Annotated in this window: 23 protein-coding genes; 13 read left to right on the forward strand and 10 right to left on the reverse strand. The window is 64.1% G+C overall.

Going from position 1 to position 19,620, the window contains the following annotated elements; all coding sequences use genetic code 11:
* Positions 1 to 658 precede the first annotated feature (658 nt).
* From KBY70_RS03425 to KBY70_RS03445, 5 genes are all read left to right on the forward strand, one after another.
* On the forward strand, positions 659 to 1,324 hold the full coding sequence (locus KBY70_RS03425) for a sigma-70 family RNA polymerase sigma factor (protein ID WP_254987374.1): 666 nt from the start codon (positions 659 to 661) through the stop codon (positions 1,322 to 1,324).
* Positions 1,266 to 1,484 carry a hypothetical protein gene (locus KBY70_RS03430; RefSeq protein ID WP_254987375.1) on the forward strand — a complete coding sequence of 73 codons (219 nt, stop codon included), beginning with the start codon at positions 1,266 to 1,268 and terminating at the stop codon, positions 1,482 to 1,484. Before KBY70_RS03425 ends, KBY70_RS03430 begins: the two co-directional genes overlap by 59 nt.
* A 51-nt stretch (positions 1,485 to 1,535) precedes the next feature.
* Positions 1,536 to 1,937: a LexA family protein gene (locus tag KBY70_RS03435; RefSeq protein WP_409996010.1), complete on the forward strand. Its 402-nt coding sequence runs from the start codon at positions 1,536 to 1,538 to the stop codon at positions 1,935 to 1,937.
* 290 nt (positions 1,938 to 2,227) lie between these two features.
* Positions 2,228 to 2,545, forward strand: a complete 318-nt coding sequence (locus tag KBY70_RS03440) for a hypothetical protein (protein ID WP_254987377.1) — start codon at positions 2,228 to 2,230, stop codon at positions 2,543 to 2,545.
* A 477-nt stretch (positions 2,546 to 3,022) separates the two neighbouring features.
* Positions 3,023 to 3,235, forward strand: a complete 213-nt coding sequence (locus KBY70_RS03445; RefSeq protein ID WP_254987378.1) for a hypothetical protein — start codon at positions 3,023 to 3,025, stop codon at positions 3,233 to 3,235.
* A 74-nt stretch (positions 3,236 to 3,309) separates the two neighbouring features.
* Here KBY70_RS03445 and KBY70_RS03450 read toward each other — a convergent pair whose 3' ends face one another.
* On the reverse strand, positions 3,310 to 4,497 hold the full coding sequence (locus tag KBY70_RS03450; RefSeq protein WP_254987379.1) for an FAD/NAD(P)-binding protein: 1,188 nt from the start codon (positions 4,495 to 4,497) through the stop codon (positions 3,310 to 3,312).
* Positions 4,490 to 4,933 carry a Fur family transcriptional regulator gene (locus KBY70_RS03455; protein WP_254987380.1) on the reverse strand — a complete coding sequence of 148 codons (444 nt, stop codon included), beginning with the start codon at positions 4,931 to 4,933 and terminating at the stop codon, positions 4,490 to 4,492. The genes KBY70_RS03450 and KBY70_RS03455 overlap by 8 nt, the downstream gene beginning before the upstream one ends.
* Before the next feature lie 71 nt (positions 4,934 to 5,004).
* Between KBY70_RS03455 and KBY70_RS03460 the strand changes: the two genes are divergently transcribed.
* From KBY70_RS03460 to KBY70_RS03480, 5 genes are all read left to right on the forward strand, one after another.
* The gene (locus tag KBY70_RS03460; protein WP_254987381.1) at positions 5,005 to 5,988 is read left to right on the forward strand and encodes a CobW family GTP-binding protein; all 984 of its coding nucleotides are present in this window, start codon (positions 5,005 to 5,007) and stop codon (positions 5,986 to 5,988) included.
* Positions 5,989 to 5,995: 7 nt separating this feature from the next.
* Positions 5,996 to 7,099: a WD40 repeat domain-containing protein gene (locus tag KBY70_RS03465; RefSeq protein WP_254987382.1), complete on the forward strand. Its 1,104-nt coding sequence runs from the start codon at positions 5,996 to 5,998 to the stop codon at positions 7,097 to 7,099.
* A gap of 158 nt (positions 7,100 to 7,257) precedes the next feature.
* Positions 7,258 to 8,202 (forward strand): metal ABC transporter substrate-binding protein, encoded by a 945-nt coding sequence (locus tag KBY70_RS03470; protein ID WP_254987383.1) that lies wholly within the window; start codon positions 7,258 to 7,260, stop codon positions 8,200 to 8,202.
* A complete protein-coding gene (locus tag KBY70_RS03475; protein WP_254987384.1) occupies positions 8,199 to 8,990 on the forward strand; it encodes a metal ABC transporter ATP-binding protein in 792 nt (263 codons plus the stop codon). The genes KBY70_RS03470 and KBY70_RS03475 overlap by 4 nt, the downstream gene beginning before the upstream one ends.
* On the forward strand, positions 8,983 to 9,876 hold the full coding sequence (locus KBY70_RS03480; RefSeq protein ID WP_254987385.1) for a metal ABC transporter permease: 894 nt from the start codon (positions 8,983 to 8,985) through the stop codon (positions 9,874 to 9,876). The genes KBY70_RS03475 and KBY70_RS03480 overlap by 8 nt, the downstream gene beginning before the upstream one ends.
* On the opposite strand, the gene KBY70_RS03485 is transcribed toward KBY70_RS03480, so the two are convergent.
* Both KBY70_RS03485 and KBY70_RS03490 read right to left on the reverse strand, forming a co-directional pair.
* Positions 9,794 to 10,597, reverse strand: a complete 804-nt coding sequence (locus KBY70_RS03485) for a metal ABC transporter permease (protein ID WP_094560403.1) — start codon at positions 10,595 to 10,597, stop codon at positions 9,794 to 9,796. The two genes, KBY70_RS03480 and KBY70_RS03485, sit on opposite strands and share 83 nt — an antisense overlap.
* Positions 10,594 to 11,241 (reverse strand): metal ABC transporter ATP-binding protein, encoded by a 648-nt coding sequence (locus KBY70_RS03490; RefSeq protein ID WP_158217053.1) that lies wholly within the window; start codon positions 11,239 to 11,241, stop codon positions 10,594 to 10,596. The genes KBY70_RS03485 and KBY70_RS03490 overlap by 4 nt, the downstream gene beginning before the upstream one ends.
* 90 nt (positions 11,242 to 11,331) lie before the next feature.
* Between KBY70_RS03490 and KBY70_RS03495 the strand changes: the two genes are divergently transcribed.
* Entirely contained in the window at positions 11,332 to 12,276 is a 945-nt protein-coding gene (locus KBY70_RS03495) for a metal ABC transporter solute-binding protein, Zn/Mn family (protein WP_254987386.1), read from the forward strand.
* Positions 12,277 to 12,350: 74 nt separating this feature from the next.
* Positions 12,351 to 13,346 (forward strand): hypothetical protein, encoded by a 996-nt coding sequence (locus KBY70_RS03500; RefSeq protein WP_409996011.1) that lies wholly within the window; start codon positions 12,351 to 12,353, stop codon positions 13,344 to 13,346.
* A 51-nt stretch (positions 13,347 to 13,397) separates the two neighbouring features.
* On the opposite strand, the gene KBY70_RS03505 is transcribed toward KBY70_RS03500, so the two are convergent.
* From KBY70_RS03505 to KBY70_RS03520, 4 genes are read right to left on the reverse strand one after another with little or no spacing between them, the layout of a single operon-like run.
* Positions 13,398 to 14,108 carry a phosphoesterase gene (locus tag KBY70_RS03505; protein ID WP_094560397.1) on the reverse strand — a complete coding sequence of 237 codons (711 nt, stop codon included), beginning with the start codon at positions 14,106 to 14,108 and terminating at the stop codon, positions 13,398 to 13,400.
* On the reverse strand, positions 14,108 to 14,929 hold the full coding sequence (locus tag KBY70_RS03510; protein WP_254987387.1) for a metallophosphoesterase family protein: 822 nt from the start codon (positions 14,927 to 14,929) through the stop codon (positions 14,108 to 14,110). The genes KBY70_RS03505 and KBY70_RS03510 overlap by 1 nt, the downstream gene beginning before the upstream one ends.
* A gap of 5 nt (positions 14,930 to 14,934) precedes the next feature.
* The gene (locus KBY70_RS03515) at positions 14,935 to 15,684 is read right to left on the reverse strand and encodes a GTP-binding protein (RefSeq protein WP_254987388.1); all 750 of its coding nucleotides are present in this window, start codon (positions 15,682 to 15,684) and stop codon (positions 14,935 to 14,937) included.
* Positions 15,681 to 16,697, reverse strand: a complete 1,017-nt coding sequence (locus KBY70_RS03520) for a CobW family GTP-binding protein (protein WP_254987389.1) — start codon at positions 16,695 to 16,697, stop codon at positions 15,681 to 15,683. Before KBY70_RS03520 ends, KBY70_RS03515 begins: the two co-directional genes overlap by 4 nt.
* Before the next feature lie 110 nt (positions 16,698 to 16,807).
* On the opposite strand from KBY70_RS03520, the gene KBY70_RS03525 reads away from it, so the two are divergent.
* Entirely contained in the window at positions 16,808 to 17,038 is a 231-nt protein-coding gene (locus tag KBY70_RS03525) for a hypothetical protein (RefSeq protein WP_254987390.1), read from the forward strand.
* Positions 17,039 to 17,338: 300 nt separating this feature from the next.
* Here the strand turns inward: KBY70_RS03525 and KBY70_RS03530 are convergent, their stop codons facing one another.
* Together KBY70_RS03530 and tnpC are read right to left on the reverse strand one after the other, a co-directional pair.
* Positions 17,339 to 17,536: a hypothetical protein gene (locus KBY70_RS03530; protein WP_254987391.1), complete on the reverse strand. Its 198-nt coding sequence runs from the start codon at positions 17,534 to 17,536 to the stop codon at positions 17,339 to 17,341.
* A gap of 394 nt (positions 17,537 to 17,930) precedes the next feature.
* The gene (tnpC, locus tag KBY70_RS03535) at positions 17,931 to 19,421 is read right to left on the reverse strand and encodes an IS66 family transposase (RefSeq protein ID WP_254987392.1); all 1,491 of its coding nucleotides are present in this window, start codon (positions 19,419 to 19,421) and stop codon (positions 17,931 to 17,933) included.
* Positions 19,422 to 19,620: the final 199 nt, after the last annotated feature.

Below are 19,620 nucleotides of genomic sequence, written 5' to 3' on the forward strand. Positions count from 1 at the left end.
CTTTGACGATTGCGTTGATACGGCTCTCCGGTACGCCGATCGCCAGCGCAAGGGTTCCGTAGCCCAGCCGGATCTATCGGTCCATCGGGTGCTCCACTCCAGCAGCGCAGTGGCCCGCCGAGCCAAGGAGCCTGGCTCCTTGGTGTACGAGGCCATGAGCGAGGGTGTTTTACTCGATGGCCAGGCCGGAAGCGCTGAGGCTGCAAGATCCCGTTTCGGTGCGGCCTCATCCTTCTGGATAGAAGTCACAGCACTGCGCTCAAGCAGACGTCCGCTGCTCCAGCCGACGGCGACGCGCACCGCCGAGGTCAAGTGCCTCGAGCACGGACTCGCCGGCATCGAAACGTTGATCGAAATCAGAACTGTTCATAGAGCTCCACCTCTTCTGGTCTGGACCGCCGAACGGAAATCAATCGGATGCACTGGTCGCGGTAGGTGATCACGGCCAGTCCTCACGCCGCGTCAAGGATCGGGCCATGCGCCCTCCTGTGTCGGGCGTCCTTGTCGCCGCGCTGCGGCCGGCCGGTGGGGGTGGGGTTCTCCGCCGTCCCCCAGATGGCTTCCCCGCTTTCCCCTGTCCCGCCGCCAGAAGCCGGCTCAAGCCCTAAGCCGCTCTGCTCTCAAGGCCCGCAATGCCTTGGTGCTGGAGCACCTGTCCTTGGCCGATTCCATCGCTGCCAAGGTGGCCTGGCGCTTCTTCCCGCTCGTTGATCGGGAAGATCTGATCCAGGTGGCCCGGGAGGCTCTGCTTCTCTCAGCTCCCAGCTGCCGCGCCGGCGAGCCTGCAGCTCCCTATCTCCGCCGCTGCATCAGCGGGGCCCTGCAGCATCACCTGCGCGATCGGGTCCGCCTGGTGCGGGTGCCCAGGCAGGTTCACGAAGCAGGTGATTGCCCCCTGGGCCACAGCAGCCTGGATGCCAGCTTCGATGGCGAGCCGTGCCTGCTTGATCAGCTGGCCGCTCCAGAGCCCGAGGCAGCTGATGGGAATTGCGCCGATGGGCTGGCGCTGGAGCAGCTTGTGGAGCAGCTCCCCGCTGCCCAGGCGATGGCCCTGCGGCTCACGATCCTCGAGGGCCTCTCGCTGCGGGCTGCAGCCGAGCGGCTGGAGATCAGTGCCATGTCGGTGCAGCGGGCTCAGAGAAAGGCCCTTGCCGCCCTGCAGCAGGCCCGGTTGATCCGGGCCTGGCTCCATCCACTCGCTCCCGCACGGGATTGCGCCGCCTGCGGCCCCATCAACGCTTGGCCAGGGTTTCTACGGTGCGGCAATGGCTCCAGACCTCAAGCATCCCGCCACCGGCGATCTGATCGTGTTGGCGGAGGGTGAGCAGCTCTGGCGGATCGACTGGCCTGGCAACCCCGTGCTGGTCGTCACCAAGAGCGGGCCCGATGGCAAGGCCCTCTACCGGCTGGCCGACCCGAGATGCAAAACCTGGAACAAGGTCGGCGACATGCGGCTGGTCCCCTGGCCGGATGCCACCAGCTGAGCCGGGCCGCGCCACCAGGAGTAGAACGGCTGTACTGCTACTGATGGCTTGATGTTGGCCGACCTGCCCATTGGCGAGCCTGTGCCGTGCCGACAGGGCTCACTGGAGGAGGACCTTGATCTCCACGCCGTCCTGGTGCCCAACCCGGTCTGCACCTTCTACATGCGGGTCAGCGGTAATGCCATGCGCCAGCACGGGATTCAGGACGGCGACCTGCTGGTGATCGACCGCAGTGTCGAGCCAAGATCTGGCCATGTCGTCGTCGTGGCCCACCAGGGCTGCTTCCTGTTGCGGCCCCTGCGGCGTCAGGGCGAGCAGTGGTGGCTGGAGCCGCTGCGGCCCGGGGAGGCGGCGATTCCGCTGGATCTGGACAGTTTTGATCGCTCAGGGCTCTTTGGGGTAGCGGTGCATGCGGTGCATCACCTTGGCAAGAAGCGGCTGAGAAAAATCTGAGCTTGGGTGATCAGGGAAGCAAGCCGACTCAAACAACTGAAATTCGAATGTTTGATCGCTCGGCGCTTCCACCCGCTTGCTCCCGCTCGGGGATTCCAGCTCTGCGCTCAACAGGCTGCAGACCCGGCCTTGCTCCACCCGTTAGCGCCTGCTCAGGGATTCCGCTGCAACCCAAACAGCCCCAGACCTTGATCCCCTGGGTTGTCCACCAGTGGCTTGCTCCGGGCTTCCTCAGTCTGAGGCATTCCTGCGTCATGCCTCGGCTTCTGGAAGTCCCTTCGCTGCGCCAGATGGCGCAGAAAATCATGGCTTCTCTTTCAGCTACCGCTTCACCGTTCTGCCGTCCAGAAGAAGATCCGTTCCTGCTGCTCGAATCCACTCTCCGCTCGATCGAGGTGGTGCTGATGCTGCGGCGCGATCTGCCGCTGCGCCGCACCTGGATCGAGCAGCCCTATGGAGAGGAGGAAATCACCCTTTTAGAAGAAGAGGTGCTGCCCGCCATCCGCCAGTGCCTGGCCCGGGTGGATGAGCTCGATGAGCGGCTGCTGACCCAGCAGGAGCTGCTGCACCGCTGCACGATGGAGGTGCAGCGGCACGCCCTGGTCTAGGGCCCAGGGCCCAAAAGCTCAGGCCCTGCCGGGGGCCTAATCCCGGCTTTCTTTCCCCTGTTGACCCACTGGAGTTCAGGGTCAGTAGTGGTGCACCGCAGGGGAGAGCACTTCCCAGATGGTTCGCCCAGGGGCCAGCACCCAGATCAGGTCCTGGGCTGGTAGTGCCGCAGCGTCAAGGCCAAGGTGAGCGCCCGTTTGGCTGCGCAGCGGGCGGCCTTGACCCTGCGGCTTGATGGGCGCGGGAGGGGGGCGTTTTTTCTCCGTCCTGCGATGCAAGCCACTTCCAAGCTGCTCCGCTCCAGCAGCACCAGGCAGCGCAAGCCGGCTCCGGCCGTTCAGCAGCTGCCCCATCCCACCCCTGGCGGCAAGGATCAGGCCGGGCCGCGGTTTCAGCCAGCGCACCTCGGTGCGACGCGGTCCTTGCCTCCTGGAGCAAGCCAGGGCCTGACGCGAGTGTCCCTCGCCTTCCTCGTGATGGCCACCTCTTTTCCCCGCTACAAAATCCGCCAGCTAGCGGTATGCGTCTATCCCGGCGGGATCAAGGCGCCCGATGCCGAGCGCATCACGGTCTTCTGTGACCGTCACGGTCACCCCGTAAAGAAGCCCCGCTTCATTCCGGCGCAGCTGGTCCATCAGCTGGCCCGCGACCTCCAGGCCCGGCGCCTCGGCACCGTGGCGGTGCTCTGAGGCCCTGGGGCTCCGGCCCCTTGCCCCGGTGGGTCTGCGGGCCCTCGGGGCTTTTCGCTACTGGTTGGAGCTGATCACTGTTTGATCACGGCCCGGCAGATGCGCTGGGCTGCCTCCCGTCCGCCGAACAGATTCCGGGCAGCAGGGCCGATTTGCAGGGCGCTGAGACCACCCATCACATGCACGGCGCTGCCTGGCCAGCTCAGGTCGGCGGCGAGCACGGGCCAGTCATTCACCAAGTCGATCGGACGCTGCTGTTGAAGCTGCCGCAACAGCGGCTGCTGGCTGACGCCCTGGCGGTGCCCTGTGGCGAGCCAGATCCGATCGACCTCAAGCCCATGGCCATCGGTGCAGCGCACAGACCAGTGACTGGCGCACCATCGCGCTGAATGCACCTCGCAGTGTTCGTGAAGCTGAAGCGCGCCTCCTCGTTGGGCCTGCCTTAGCTGGGCGGCCGTTTCCGGGGTGATGGAGCCACCGTCACAAGCCTCCAGCACCTGCCGATGACGCCGCTGCATGCAGGGTTCGGCATGAAAGGCCTTGAGGTATTTGGGCCCGAGCCAGCCTGGATCGGCATCGAAGGACTTGTGCTTCAGGGTCCGGCGACAGAGCAGATGCACCAGCGCACCCCGCCGCAGCGCGCCCAGGGCCAGATGGGCACTGGTGAGCCCGCCGCCCACGATCAGGATCCGTTGGCTCTGCAGTGAGTGCAGCGACGGGAGATGGATCCTGTCGCTGTGCTGCAGCGCCTCCGGCGGATGATTGCCTGCGATCTCCCCGAACCAGGAGGGCATCTGAGGTGTGCCGCTTCCCGTGGCGATCACCAACCGGCCGGCGGCCACGGTGGTGCCATCGCTGAGTGCCAGCTCCATCGGGCCGCTTCTCAGCTGGGGCAGCCGGATGCGCTCCACGCTCTCGGCCCGTACGCAATCCGTCAGCTGGTACTCGCTGATGACCTGACGGCAGAAGTCCCCGAACAGATCGGTGTGGGGGAGGCCATAGGGGCCCTCCAGCTGACGGCTGCGCTGCCGGAACTGCGCAAACTGCCGCAGGGCATGGGCGTTCGGATGGGGGTGATGGGGTGAGGGGGAGCGCAGCCAGGGAATCTCGTACCGCTCCATCTGCCGCTGCCAGTGGCTCAGCCAGCGGCCGCTGGGGTCCACGATCCGCAGGCGTCGCTGCAGCCGCGGTCGTTTCTGGAGCAGGAGACAACTGAGGGTGAGCGCCTGGGGCCCGGCCCCGACAATCACGATGTCAGCCATGGGCCAACGGCTCGCTCTGCTGGCAGGAACGGCAGAGGCCGTGGATCTCGAAGGTGTGAAACAGGGGTTTGAACCCCTGCAGCAGCACCTTGCTCAGGCCTAGGCCACCGGTTCCCACCGGGCAGATCGGCAGCGGTTCGCTATAGCCGCAGCTCACGCAGGTGAGGTGATGGTCATCGCGCTCCAGGGGGGCATAGACGCTTTCCCCATTGGGCAACTTGCGGCAGCGCACCAGACCGGAGCGTTGCAGGAGCCGCAGGTTCCGGTACACGGTGGCAAGGCCATGCCGCTGGGAGCCTTGCTTGAGCCGTTCATGCAACTCCTGGCCGCTGAGCTCGGCATCCGACTCGCGCAGCACGGTCAGCAAGGCCTGCTGGCGGGGCCCAGGGGTCGGCGGGGCCTGATCGGAGGGATGGGCGTGGTGAGCCATGGCCATGGCGCCAGGAGTGAACCTGCTAGAACGAGAACCATTTTCACCCTAAGGGGTCCTGTCTCCCCGTCGCCTCTATGGCCTTCTCCAGTTCTGTTCCCGCCGCCGAGCGCCTGCCAGTGACCGTGCTCACCGGTTACCTCGGTGCCGGCAAGACCACCCTGCTCAACAGGATCCTCACCCACGAGCACGGCCTCAAGGTGGCGGTGATCGTCAACGAGTTCGGCGAGGTGGGCATCGACAACCAGCTGGTGGTTGATACCGATGAGGAGATCTTCGAGATGAACAACGGCTGCATCTGCTGCACCGTGCGCGGCGATCTGATCCGGATCATCGGCAACCTGATGAAACGGCGCGACCGCTTTGACCATCTGGTGATCGAAACCACCGGCCTGGCCGATCCGGCGCCGGTGATTCAGACCTTCTTTGTGGATGAGGATCTGCGCGATGAGCTGCGGCTCGATGCAGTCGTGACCCTGGTGGATCTCAAACACGTCGAGCAGCACTGGGACACAGAAGAGGTGCAGGAGCAGCTGGCCTTTGCCGATGTGCTGGTGCTCAACAAGGCCGATCTGGTGAGCGACGCCGATCGAGCGGCGATCGAGCGACGGGTGCGCGCCATCAACCCCGTGGCCCGCCTGCTCACCAGCCACAACGCGGATGTGCCGATGCAGGAGCTGCTGGGGGTGGAAGCCTTCGAGCTGGAGCGTGCCCTGAGCCTCGATCCGGGCTTTCTGGCCGAGGAGCACGACCATGAGCATGACGATGCCGTCAGTTCACTGGCCCTGGTGGAGGACCGTCCCATGGACCTCGAGAAGCTGGGCAGCTGGATCTCCGATCTGGTGGCCCAGCGCGGCCCGGATCTGTTCCGGATGAAAGGCATCATCCAGCTGGCAGGCAAGGACGAGCGCTACGTGCTGCAGTCGGTGCACATGCTGATCGACGGTGATTTCGATCGCCCCTGGAAGCCAGGTGAGCGGCGCCGCACTGAATTCGTGATCATCGGCCGCGATCTCGATGCCGATGGCCTGCGCGCGGGCTTCCACGCCTGCGTGGCCTGAATTCGCAATGGCACCGGCAGCTCCCCTGGTGAGCGAACGGCTCTGCGGCGATCTGCAGCAGCCGATCTCAGCCCTGACCTGGTCGGCCGACGGAGGCTTTCTGGCGATCGCCAGCGCCGGTGGTGAACTGCTGCTGCTCGATTTCCGCGCTGGCTGTGAGGAACTGCTGCGGGGCGAGCGCGACAGCAGCCTCGATGTGGTGGGCTTCAGTGGCGATGGCCAGTTCCTGATGGCCGCCGGCCAGGCCGGCGAGCTGCTGCTCTGGGAGCTGGGCGGCACCGGGGTGCGCCCGCTGGCCATGGATCCGATCCCGTTGGGCGGCGGCTGGATTGATGCGGCGGCCTGGCAGCCGGGTGGCCTGTTGCTGGCGGTGGCGGTCGGGCGAGAGCTGCGGCTCTGGGATGGGGCGAGTCGTCAGTGGCGTGAGCCACCGCTGGAATTGCCTGGCACCATTCAGGCCCTGGCCTGGAGCGCCGATGGGGTGCAGCTGGCTGCCAGCTGCCACGGTGAGCTGGTGCTCTGGCAGCCATGCCTGAGCACGCCGGCCGATCCGCCGCTGCGCAACCCAATCGCCTCGGCCGGCCTGGCCTTGGCCTTCTCCGGGCCGGGCCATCAGCTGGCCTGCGGGATGCTTGATCGCTCGTTGCTGGTGTGGCCGCAGGGCTCCCACGGCCAGCCCTGGCAGTTCAGCGGTTTCCCCGCCAAGGTGCGCCAGCTGGCCTGGAGCGAGCAGCCCGGCCGCCTGGCCCCGCTGCTCGCTAGTGCTGCCGCAGAGGCCGTGATCCTGTGGACCCAGGTGAAGCAGGGGGCCAAGGCCTGGCAACCCGAACCGTTGCTGTGGCACGGAAAACGCGTCAATGCGCTGGCCTTTGCGCCCAGGAGCACCCTGCTGGCCAGTGCCTCAAGCGACGGCACTGTGGCGCTCTGGGATGGCAAGGGGCAAATGTTGCAGCCGCTTGAGGGACAGGGCTGCGGCTTCAATGCCCTGGCCTGGCGACCTGATGGCCTCCACCTGGCTGCTGGTGATGCCGAGGGGCGTTGGTGGCTGTGGCCGGTGGTGGTGCCGGCCCGTGAGCGTCAGCGGCGTTCTGCCGGCAGCGGTTTTGGCTGAAGGACGTTCCAGCAGTCCGGCCTCCAGTCAGCTGCCGGAGCTGCGATTGGGATCGCACCCTCGCCTATGCTGAGAATGATTCTCGTTCTGCTCACGGCCAGGTTTGCTGCCGGTCTGGCTCCTTCCCGTCGCCCAATCGTCCCTTGCCGATCAAGCCCATGACCACCTTGCTGACCCGTGCAGGCGCTTTCTCCTTGGCTCTGGCTCTGGCCGCCTGCGGCGCGCCCCGCCAGGAGACTGGGGTCACTGCCTCTAACAAGGCGTTCAAGGTGGTCACCACCTTTCTGCCGATCACCCTGTTCACCCGCGCCGTGGCGGGCGACTGCGCCACGGTCACCGCACTGATCCCTCCCAACCTGGGCCCCCACGACTTCCAGGCCAAACCGGGCGATCTGACTTCCCTGCGCCAGGCCGGGGTGCTGGTGAAGAACGGCCTAGAGATGGAGAGTTTCCTAGATAAATTGGTCGCATCCGCCGAAAACCCGCAGCTGGTGGTGATCGACTCCAGCCGCGGCGTCGCCACCCTGGAGTCGGCGGATCACGGCCATGATCACGGCCATGACCGCAGCCATGATCACGGAGCTGCTAATCCCCACATCTGGCTGGATCCCTTGCGGGCGGTGCAGCAGGTGGAGACGATCCGCGACGGTCTGGTGAAGGCCGACCCCAGTTGCGCTGAGGGTTACAAGCGCAACGCAGCGGCATACACCGCCGAGCTGAAGCAGCTCAACAGCGACATCGCCAGCCAACTTGAGCCCTATCGGGGCAAAACGTTTGTGGCTTTCCACGACTTCGCCCCCTACTTCGCCCAGCGCTATGGGCTCAAAGCTGATTACCTGGTGGATGTGCCCGAGCTCAATCCAGCACCGGCTGATCTCCAGCGGGTGGCGGCCGCGGTGAAGACCAGCCAGCTCAAGGCCCTGCTGAGCGAACCCCAGGAAGGCAACCGCTCCTTTAATGCCTTGGCTAAGGATCTAGGGGTGAAGGTGGTGGTGTTTGATCCGATGGAGACAGCCACGGAGGATGCCTCGCGCGATCCCTCGACCTATCTGAAGCTGATGCGCCGCAACGTGGCTGATCTGCGCCAAGCCTTCGGCCAATGACAGACAACGCCCCAGTGCTGTCGGTTGATGGCCTGAGTGTTCGCCGTGGCGAGCAGCTGGCTGTGGAGCAGGTGAGCTTTCAGCTCGCCCGCGAAACTGACACGGCCCTGGTGGGTCCCAACGGTGCCGGCAAGAGCAGCCTGGTAGCTGCTTTGTTGGGTCTGCTTCCCAGGGCCTCAGGCAACGTGGAGATCCTTGGCCATGCGCTGGGTCCGGCGGGTGAATTGCCCCGTTCGGTGCGTGCCCAGATCGCTTACTTGCCCCAGAGCCTGGCATTGCAGGGCCGCTTCCCCCTCACGGTGGGCGAATTCGTGGGCTTTGGCTTTGATCAACCAGGCCTGAGCTTGGCCTGGCTGGGCAACAAGCGCCGAACCAAGGCCATGCTCCGTGCCCTGGAGCGCACCGGCTGCCAGGACCTGGAGGAACGCCGGCTCAGCGAGCTCTCCGGTGGCCAGCTCAAGCGAGTGTTGCTGGCCTTCTGTGTGGTGCGGCCCCGTCAGTTGCTGGTGCTCGATGAGGCGCAGGCCGGTCTCGATGCCCCCAGCAGCGAGCAGTTCCAGGAGCTGCTGCTGGACCTGCGTCGCCAGGAAGGCTGGACCGTGCTGCAGGTGTCGCACGATCTGGAGATGGTGCGCCGCAGCTGTGATCAGGTGTTGTGCCTAAATCGGCGCCTGCGTTGCAGCGGTGCCCCCGACCATGCCCTCAGCCCAGCGCGGCTGGCCGAGCTCTATGGCCCCAATGTGGTGCCTTACCGCCATAACCATGCCGGGATTGCTGGCCATGGCTGATGCCGCAGGCTTGCTGGAGATTGTTGGCCAGCCATTCATGCAGCGGGCCCTGCTCGGCGGCTTGCTTACCGGCGCCCTGGGCGGGCTGCTGGGCAGCTTCGCAGTGCTGCGTCAGCTCTCGTTCTTCAGCGATGCCCTCGGTCATTCCGCCCTGCTGGGCATCAGCCTGGGAATCCTGCTGGGGGTCAATCCCACCCTGGTGCTGATCCCTTTCGCAGTGGTGTTCGCCCTGCTGGTGAACCAGCTGGTGGCCCGCAGCGGCCTACCGGCAGACGCCCTGCTGAACATCGTGTATTCCACCTCCCTGGCCTTTGCGGTGGTGGCCCTGAGCCTGGTGGAGACCTACCGCGGCGGCATCCAGCAGCTGCTGTTCGGCGACATCCTCGGCATCAGCTGGAGCGATCTGACGGTGATCGCGGTGCTGTTGCTCGGTGCCTTGCTCTATCTCGCCTTGAGCCTGCGGGCCCAGGTGCTGCTCACCCTCAACAGCGATCTCGCCGGAGCCTTCGGGGTGGGAGCCAACCGTCACCGCCTGATCTTCATCGTGCTGCTGGCGGTAGTGGTGGCGGTGTCAATCAAAGCGGTGGGGGTGCTGCTGATCAGTGCCTTTGTGGTGATCCCGGCCTGCGGGGGGCGGCTCGTGAGCCGCCACTTCCCGCTCTATGCCCTCGCCTCAGCCACCTTGGGCGGTGGCTGTGCCTTGCTGGGCCTACTGGGCTCCGGCCTCACCAACCTGCCCTCCGGTCCGTGTGTGGTGATCGTGCAATTCCTGGGCTTTCTGGCGGCGCTGCTGGTGAGCCAGCTCAGTCCCAGGAGCGGGGTGCTGGCTTCAGCCACAGCAGTGGCAAGCAGAAGCAAGCCATCAGGGGCCCGGGAGGCAGGTTGAATCCCAGCGCTAGGCCGCAGCCGGTGACGCCTACCCCCACGCCCAGCCCGGCTACCAGGCGTAGGGCCTGAGCCAAGCTCTCGGCGCGTGAAAGAACTGCCAGAGAAGGGGCGCAGATCAGCGCCATCACCAGGGCTAGGCCCACGGCGGCGGTGGCACTGACTACGACCAGGGCCGTGAGAGCGGCCATCAGCAGCCGCAGGCCGCGCAGCGGCAGTTCGATGTCAGCGGCGCCCTCCGGGTCTAGCCCCAGCCACTGCAGCTGGTGGAAGCGCAGCCGCAGCACCAGTAGGAGTAGGGCCAGGGCCGCTAGCAGGCGCAGCAGGTCTGCGGGGCCTGCCACCAGCAGATCGCCGAACAGCAGGCCATCGAGATCCACCGGCAATTCCAGGCCTTGGACCAGGAGCACCCCCAGTCCGAGGCTGGCGGCCAACACGGTGTTGAGCACGGCCTCCGCCTGGCCGCTGCCGGAGGGGCGGCCCGCCATCAGCAGCTCGGCCAGGAGCACCGCACCGATGGCCCCGCCCATGCCACCCAGCAGCTCCGGCAAGCCAAGGGCCTTGGCTATCACGACGCCGGGCAATACGGCGTAGGCCATTAGATTCGTGGTAAGCACTCGTTGCTGCACCACCAACAGCGTGCCCAGCAGGGGGCACACCAGGCCACACAGCCCGGCCAGGAGGAAGGGAATCAGCCACCAGGGCTCCATCAACACGTTCATTGCCGATCCCCAGGCCCCAGCTGGCCGTGCTCTAGGTGCATTTGCGGCACCTGCTCCAGGCTGCTTGGTAGATCCCCGTGGGCGGTAAGAACCACCGCCGTTCCATCAGCCGCCAGCGCCTGGATCAGGGCGCCGAGCTGCTCGCGGCTGCGGTTGTCAAGGCAGGCAAAGGGTTCATCGAGCAGCAGCACGGCCGCCTGACGGGCCAGGGCGCGGGCGATCAGGGCCCGTTGTCGCTGGCCGCCCGAGAGGCTTGCGATCGGGGCTTTGGCCAAGGCGGCCAGACCCACCTGCTCCAGGGCGGTGTGGCTGCGTTGGGGGTGGCCGCCGCAGCCCAGGCCCACCAAGCCGGCCAGGGTGATTGGGTAGTGCCAGCGCAGGCTTGGGGCCTGGGGCACCAGGGCCAGTCGCCTCCGCTGGCCTTTAAGGGGGCGGCCGCATAGGCGCACCCAGCCTGCGGTGGGCTGCAATTTGCCTTGCAGCAGCTGCAGCAGGGTTGATTTGCCGGCCCCGTTGTCACCCCGTATCAGGGTGCATGAACCGTTCGTGACATCCAGGTTGATGGACCGCAGAACGGCGGTTTTGGCGTAGCCAAAGGCGAGCTGGCGAGCCTGAAGTAAGGGCGCATCCACGGGCGGAGCCAAGAAACAGCGGGGCCAGTGCCCCATGTGGCACCCATTGTGCCTGGCAATGAATGAGAATCGTTATCATTCTCATTATGCTGCAGGGTGCTGATGTCCGTGGTTTTTGTCAGTCGGGTGTGTCGCCCGGGGCTGCTGGGTGCGCCGGCGTCGGCTCTCGTCACCCTGCTTGCTTGCCTGCCCCCTGCCGCTGCTGCCCCGGCTCCGATGGTGGTAGCCGCTGATGGTGTGCTGTGTGACCTCACCAGCACCCTCGCTGCCGAGCAGGTCAAGGTGCTCTGCCTGATCCCGGCCGGCGCCGATCCCCATCAGGCGGTCCTGCGCCCCCGGGATCGTCAGGCCCTGGCCGAGGCCAAGTTGGTGCTGGTCAATGGCTATGGACTTACCCCTGCCCTGCAACGGGTGAAGATCTCGGTTCCGCGGGTGGCGGTGGCGGAGCTGGCTGTTCCGGAAAGCCCCGGCCGTGATCCGCACGTATGGCACAACAGCAGCCAGGTCGCCGCCATGGTGTCAGTGGTGGAAGAGCGTTTGATCGCACTATTGCCAAGTAGCGCAGCTTCGGGCGTGCGGCAGCGCAGCCAAGCTGCTCGCGCTGTGTTGGATGGGCTTGGCAACTGGACCGGTGCTCAGATCCGCACCGTGCCTGAGTCCACACGAGTTCTGGTTACTGAACACCGTGCATTCAGCAGCTTCGCGCGGCGTTATGGCATCCGGGAATTGCCCCTGCTGGATGCCTACACAACTGCTGGCGCGCTGCGGCCAGCCACTCTCGCCGCGATGACCAAGGCAATCCAGGAATCGGGCACCCGTCAGCTGTTCGCCGAATCATCGCCGGTGTCGAAAACCCTGCGGCGGGTTAGTCGCAGTAGCGGGGTGCCGGTGAATCCCACCCCCCTGGTGGCCGATGGCCTGGCGCCAGGGCGCTCCACCGTGCAGACCGCCACGGGCAATGTCTGCACCTTTGTAAATGGCCAGGGCGGGCGTTGCGATCGCGCCGCTGCCGACCAGCTCGCCCAGCGCTGGGCTGCCATCCGCTGACCCGGGTCGCCGCATCAGTCCCCACCGCGCCAGGCACCCCAGCCTCCAACACCCCAGTTTTGCCTGCATCAGCCATGCCTTTGTTTCGCCCATCCCCGTTGGCTCTGCCGCTTTTTCTGCTGGCCCCAGCTGGGATTGCCCTGGCCTGCGCCTTGCCCGCTCCGGTGCGGGCCCATGGCGCCGCCGGCGGCGCTGAGCTTGCCCCCGGCGAGTTTCTAATGGCCCCGGTGCTCACCATCGAGGGCCATGCCGGCCTGGAAAACAACCTGGAGGATCGTCCCCGCCACTACGCCATCGATGGCCTGATTGGTGTGGTGATGGAGTGGGGGCTGCCCAATCGGGGCAGTTTTGCCATCGAAGCCATGATCGGCCCGGCCTTTGTGTGGGGGGAAGCTGAACATTTCTATGGCCGGGTGCATCAACACGACGACCACGACGACCACGACGAGCACGACGACCATGCTGGCGACGACGACCATGACCACGACGAGCACGATGTAGCTGAGGGCCATGGCGGTGCCCCTTTCCAGCGCGTCGACATCAAGGGGCAGCTGCAGGCCCGCTATGCCCCGAACGATCGTCTCTCATTCATGGCCGAATGGAAGCCTTATTACGTCACCCGCAACCAGGGGGAAGATGTCAAGGGGCTCAAGAATGAGGTGGGGGTTGGCGTGGTGTGGGCCCTGGGGGATGGCGATGTGAATTTTGCCCTGGGCGATGGCCTCGAAACCATTGCCGATGGCTTTTTTCTATCCCTGGAAAATCGTACGGGCTGGGAATCTGATGGCACCTACATTGGCAACTACACAGACCCATGGCTGGGATTTGGATTCAATGTTGACAAGCTCAATGTGACCCTTACTGGGGGGCCGCGTTTCTATAGCCCCGGCAGCTACTCAGGCCTTTCCAGCCGCACCGACTGGGGTGGTGAGTTGGCACTGGAAGTGCCTGTGAGTCCCGGCACAGTCTTGTTCGCCCACTGGAAGCCGATCTACAGCAGCCAAGGGGGCGATGGTTGGGGCCGTGGCTGGCAGCACCACATCGGCACGGGGGTGACCTTCCGGTTCTGAGTCAGGCGTGGGCCAGCAACTGCCTGCCCGGAATCACGCTGAGCCGTGCCGTCACGCGAACCCCCGTGCCCGCTCCTGGGACCTGCTGCCGGCGGTAAGAAAGTCAAAGCGATCAGTGCCGGGGTCGTAGATGGTGTAGTTGACGCCAGCCCCGATGCCGATCACCTGGCGCTTGGGAACGCTCTGCTGCTGGTGCCGTTGGCCCTCCAGATCCCGCACCTGCGACTCAATGCCGCCGCCAGTGAGTTCGATGCTGAACTGCTGGCCGCTGCGCGCCGTGAACAGCCGGTTCACCTCCATGCGGGTGAGCCGATCAAGCAACAACAGCGGTGAGCTGTCCGGGCCCAGGCTGTCTTCCACGGTGGCCGAGCTGGCATGCAGCAGGGCGCAGTCGAGCTCGATGAAGCCGAACTGCAGCTCCGCCAGCCAGCCCATGTGGCCGGGATCCACGGCCTGGAGCAGGGCATCCACGGCCGTCTCCCCCTGGCTGAGGCGCAGGGCATCGGCTCGCCGCCCGCCCCGGTATCCCCGTTCGGCCAGCAGCTGGTCCTCCCACCAGCCAAATAGGCACTGCGGCTGCAGCTCGCCACGACGCGGCTGCTGCAACCGGCTCAGCAGGGCATCGCAATTACGCGCCGGACCGATCACATCCCCCAGCACAAACAGGGTGTCCACCCGCCGGGTCTGCCGCAGTTCTTCCTGGATGGCCTCATAGACCTCCAGATCACCGCGCAAACCACTGATCAGGGCCCAGCGTGCCATCAGCGCTCACACACGTGGCTGGCGTCATCGGCCCGCTCGGCGTACTCGAAGCCATGGCGCAGGCGCCACGCGAAGATCGCCGGAAGGCCGGATTCGACGATGGCCCGGCAGGCGCGCTCCACGTCGTAGGTCACCTCCCGGATCTCCACGCTGTCCGTTGCTTCGTCGTGAACCACATAGGTGGCGTTGGTGTTGCCATGGCGCGGCTCACCCACCGAGCCGGCGTTGATGATGCGGCGCACCGGCAAATTGATTTCTCTTTCTACGGATGGGCCGCCGCTGGCTACACCTTCCTGCACGCGCACCCTGATCGATCCATCCCGCAGCTCCCTCACATAGGGATGATGGGTATGACCACAGAACAAGGTGTCGGCTCCGGCGGTTTCGACCCGCTCCAGCGCCGCGAAGGCATCCATGTTGGGCAGCAGATATTCGTGCTGACTGTTGGGACTGCCATGGACGAACAGCAGCCGATCGCGTCGCAAGGACATCGGCAGGCTGGCGAGGAAGGCCTTGTTCTCCTCGCTCAGCTGCTCGGCCGTCCACTGATGGGCCAGATGGCCTCGCCGTTCCGCCAGCTGGGAGGGGTAGCTGCAGTCGCAGGCGTTGAGGCCTTCGATGATGTCCTCATCCCAGCAGCCCTGGCAGGTGGGAATGGCGCGCTGACGAATTAGCTCCACCACCTCATTGGGCTGGGGGCCGTAGCCCACCAGATCGCCCAGGCAGGTGATGGTGTCGATGCCCTGTTGGTCGATGTCGGCGAGCACGGCCTCCAGGGCGGCGTGGTTGGCGTGCAGGCAGGAGATCACGGCATGGGCCATGGCGATCAGGCGGCAGGGGATGGATGGGGCAGGGCCTCGCTGAGCAGGCAGTCGGCGAGGGTTCGCTCGATGGCGCCGGGATCGAGATCCTTGCCCTGCACAACGAGGCGCGACAGTCGCTCCGGGCGGCAGTCAGGCGGGGCGATCGTCTGCAAGGGCAGAAACTGGGAGCCCTCCTGGCTCACCATCCAGTTGCAAAAAAAGGCCCGGCCATCGGGCAGGTTCATCAGGGCCTTGGCGCGGTACACATCGCCATAGGCGCCGTTCACCAGTTCAAACCAAAAACTGCTCAGGCTGGCCGGATCCCACACACTCCCAGCGAGGTTCCTTTGCCAGGCCTGCAAACTGCTGAAATCCAGGGTGTCCTGGCGGGGTAAGGCGGTGTCTCTCCCGAAGTGCAAATGCTCGTCGGGCCTGAGATGCAAGGCCTCCAGTTGGGGAACCACGCGCCGGTCCACCCCACCAAGACCCGATTCCGCCGGCGGCTGGAACTGGGGCAGTTCAATCATCGCCAGAAGGTGCTCCGGCCTTGGTGCCAGGGCCTGATCGAGATCGGTCAGATCCAGCAGCCTCGGGCACTGGTCCTGCAGGTAGGCCAGATCGATACCGCCGTCAGGCGCCTGGGCGAGCCCTTCGTCGGGGTAGCCGGCCAGCCGCAGATACCCGCATGGGCCTCGATGGTTCTGGAGCCGGTTCAGGATCCAGCTGGTTTTACCGCAGCCAGGCGGTCCGGAGATCAGCAGGGTCTGGCTCATGGCAGCGCTACGCAGGCCTCGAGCTGGGCCTTAAGCGTTGCCTGGTCAATGCCCTTGCCGATCACCACCACTTTGGTGTGGCGCTCTGAGCCATCGGGCCAGACGGAGTCATCGATCGTGAAGCGCTTGCCGCAGAGATGAAACAGGTGGCGCCGCTCGCTTTCGCGGAACCAGAGCACCCCTTTGGCGCGGAACACCGTGTCGGGCAGTTGGTTGTCGAGGAAGTGCTGGAAGCGGCGCAGATCAAACGGCGCCTCCACTGCCAGGGATACGGAGCTGAAACCCTCCAACTCCGGCGTATGGGCGTGGTGATGGTGATGGGCGTGATCGTGAGGCTCGTGGTGATGCTCGTGGTCGTCCTCGCGCGCGTCCTCGGTGGCCTTCAGCGCCGCCAGGCGATCGGTTTCGAACAGCCCCACGCTCAGCAGCAGGCCCAGGGGAACATCACCACGACTGGCCCGCAGGATGCGAGCGTCGGTCTTGATTGCCCGCAGCTCGGCCTCAACTTCTTTCAGCCGTTCCTCATCCACTAGGTCGGCTTTGTTGAGCAAAAGGATGTCGCCATACACCACCTGGGCGCGAGCGATCGGGCTCTCGAGGGCCGTGGCGCTGAAGTGTTCTGCATCGATCAGGGTGATGATCGAATCGAGCCTCAGCCGATCGCGCAGGTCCCCGGCCATGAAAGTCATGGCCACGGGAAGCGGATCGGCCAGACCGGTGGTTTCCACCACGATCAGATCCAGTGGCTCGGGTCGCTCGAGCACCCGATGCACCGCCTCCTGCAGCTCCCCATTGATCGAGCAGCAGATGCAGCCGTTGCTGAGCTCCACCATCTGATCACTGGTTGCCACCACGAGCTCGTTGTCGATCCCCACCTCGCCGAATTCATTGACCAGCACGGCACTGCGCAGCCCCTGCTGGTTGCTGAGGATGTGGTTGAGCAGGGTGGTCTTGCCTGCGCCGAGGAAGCCGGTGAGCACGGTGACGGGGACCTGGATGACCTGCTGGACCATGGACCACCATCAGCGAGAACGGTTCTCATTCTGCTCGATCGGCGCGGGCCATGTCGACGGCGCAGCTCCCTTGCTGAGGCACGATGTGTACATGTGCACATCTGGTACCCATGTCCGCGCCTCAACGCCACTGCACCTCCACACGGGAAGGCAAGGTCATGCTGTCCTGCTGGATTTCCGAGGAGCTGCGCCAAGAGCTTGATCGGGCCTGGGCCGAGCAAGGTCTGATGCCCCATGGCCGTACGCAGAAGGGCATGGAACAGATGATCAAATACTTTCTTGCTAATCAGTCCTTAGTAGTGGTTCCCCACTTTGCTAGGCACTCCCTGAAAAACAAGTGATGGACAGGGTTCTTGGGGGTGCTGCTGGTCCATCTGGAGGTTTTGAACTCTTTTTGAACTTGTTCCCCCACTTTGTCAGGGGTCTACGGGACGGGCAATCCACCTCATTGTGGACCATCAAGAGGTGGTTTTGTTGGGAGATGCCAGGCAGTTACATCAAAAAGTAAATTATCTTTTCAAGAAAAATTTCCTGGCAAATTATTTTCAATGAGGTTCATATCAAAAGGGCAAAAGCAAAACCCTATAGATTAAAATGGAAGAATTCTTATTGATAGTATCTACTGCTCTTCCTTGATGCTGCTACTCGGTAATTGTATATTGCTGATTGACAAAATCCCATAAATCATCTATGCCACCCTCAAAACCAAGTTCTTCAGCATCTTCGTCATTCATAGTGTCAAGAATATCATAAGCACTGTCCATAGTTAAATCAGCAAAATTTTTCACTTTTGGATTGTTCCACTCATATTCTTCCTCACTTGTAATTGATAAATTCATAACATTACCTCAACCCCTTCCAGGAAATCTTCTTGCCATTTCCTCCACTTCTGTTTTCTAAGTCTTGGATTTTGTCCTGCCTTGCTTGTGTATCAGGAGTATCCATATTTGATTGTAGACCATTTCTTTTGTGTGCCTGCTTCATCCTACTTATGATATCCTTATAGGTTTTCTCTTTCTTGTTATCTTTTTCCATTGTAAGTTCTACTGATAAGGTCTGCTAGAAAAGCATCTGGTTTTATTCTTGCTCTCTTTGCTAACTCCAAGAGCATTTGGTATTCTACATTTTGTAGTTTGTATGCGTTCAGGGGTCGGGACGCCCGGCCGCACGAATGCAAGCCTGATCACTCACTGCTGAGCGATCAGAGACTCTTCCTTGCTCGTTCTTCTTCCCTCAGGGATCGCTCAGCAGTGACGGCATCACCCCACCGCGGTGATGGGCGATCCAGGCCTGCTCGAGGAACTCCCAGACATCGCGGCCTTGTTGCCGCAGGGTGGTGGTGACCGTGAGCAGGCGGCTGCGGCACATGGCACCGCTGGCTGATTGGACGCCGTGACTGATCTTGCGCTGAATCACCGATTGGCGCAGGGCACGCTCTGCGGCGTTGTTGGTGGGCTCGATTCCCTCGTTCTCCAGGAAGGTCCACAACCCACCTGCCACCTTCTGGAGCTGCTGGCAGGTGCGCACCGTGCTGGCCCACGGCGTTCGCTCGCCGCGCTGGTAGCCCAGCTCCACTACCTGCTGCAACGTGGTCTCAAATGCCTGGCGAATCGGCCGGCAGCTTTGCTGCAAGGCGGGCCAGTCAATCTTTCCCTCCTTGTAGCGGTGCCAGAGGCCAAACAACTGTTGCTGCAAGCCCAGTAACTCCGCTCCGAATTCAGCACTGGCGCCCGGGCGTTCGGCGATGGCGACCAGATCGCGGATCAAATGCGCCCAACACAGCTGCCTTTGCATCACCGGCAGGTGGTTGTAGGCCGAGAAGCGATCGCTCACGACAATCCCGCCAAAGGCGTTCCCCAGCAGCTCGATGGCGGCGGCCGTCGATCGACTCAGGCCTTGGATGAATACCGTCACCACGGCGGTGACCATGACCCACTGCCAGCCCCGCTTTCCAGTGGGATTGTTGCCGTCAGCATTGCCAGTGGGGGCGCCGGTTTCATCGACGTAGGCCACCGGTTGCCGACGGGCTGCATCCAGCGCTTCTGCCATCGGTTCCGCCAATGCTGCACTCAGGCGCTGGCGGACCCGTGCAATCGCCCCACAGCTCATCTCCACACCCACCAGCTGCTGGAGCAGGGCCTGGGTCTTGCTGAAACTCAACGGAAAGGCACTGCCCAGCAGGCCCACCAGGGCACTGAGCCTTGGGCCGTAGTGGCTGGCCTCCACATCCGCCGGCAACGAGGCGCAGGTGCTGGTGGAACAGCAGGGGCAGACCAGGCGATGCAACCGGTGCTCAATCACCAGCGGCGTGATCGGCGGGATCTCGATCACCTGATGGCGCAGGGGTTCTGGATCAATACCGTCCAACAGCTGACCGCAACGGCGGCAGGCATCGGGGTGGTGTTCCACCACCTCATCCACCCGCTCGATCGGCAGCAGTTCCGGCCCACTGCCGGGATGGCCCTGCTGTCCGCCCCGCTTGCGGCCGCTGCCCTTGCGCCGCTCAGGCGGCTTAAACCCAAGCCCGTCACTGGAGGGAGGTTTGGAGGAGTTGCGGGAGCTGCGACCAATCCGCTCCCGCAGGCTGGCCAGCTCGCTCGCCAGGGCGGTGAGTTGGCTGCGGAGCAGCTCAATCTCCTCATGCTGGGAAAGGATCAGCTCTCTTGCACCAGCCGGCCAGGTCTCCCAGTCAGCTTCTGAAATTCCGGCCGGAGGTGTGCTCATCACAAGCAGTCTCTGCCTGAGATGCAACCGGGAATCAAGCTGCCGTCAAGGGTTCAGCAGGGACAATGTTCGTGACGTGACCCCCTTTGTTGGTCCAAGCCTTATGAGAGTTGGTGGGTGTGGTCATGCGGCAACTCCCTGTTGAGCTGCCTCCAGGGGCGTACGCCCCTGGAGGGCCGAGTGCGGCCTGAGAGAGTTG

This window comes from Cyanobium sp. ATX 6E8, assembly GCF_024346335.1.
In the GTDB taxonomy this organism is placed as follows: domain Bacteria; phylum Cyanobacteriota; class Cyanobacteriia; order PCC-6307; family Cyanobiaceae; genus Cyanobium_A.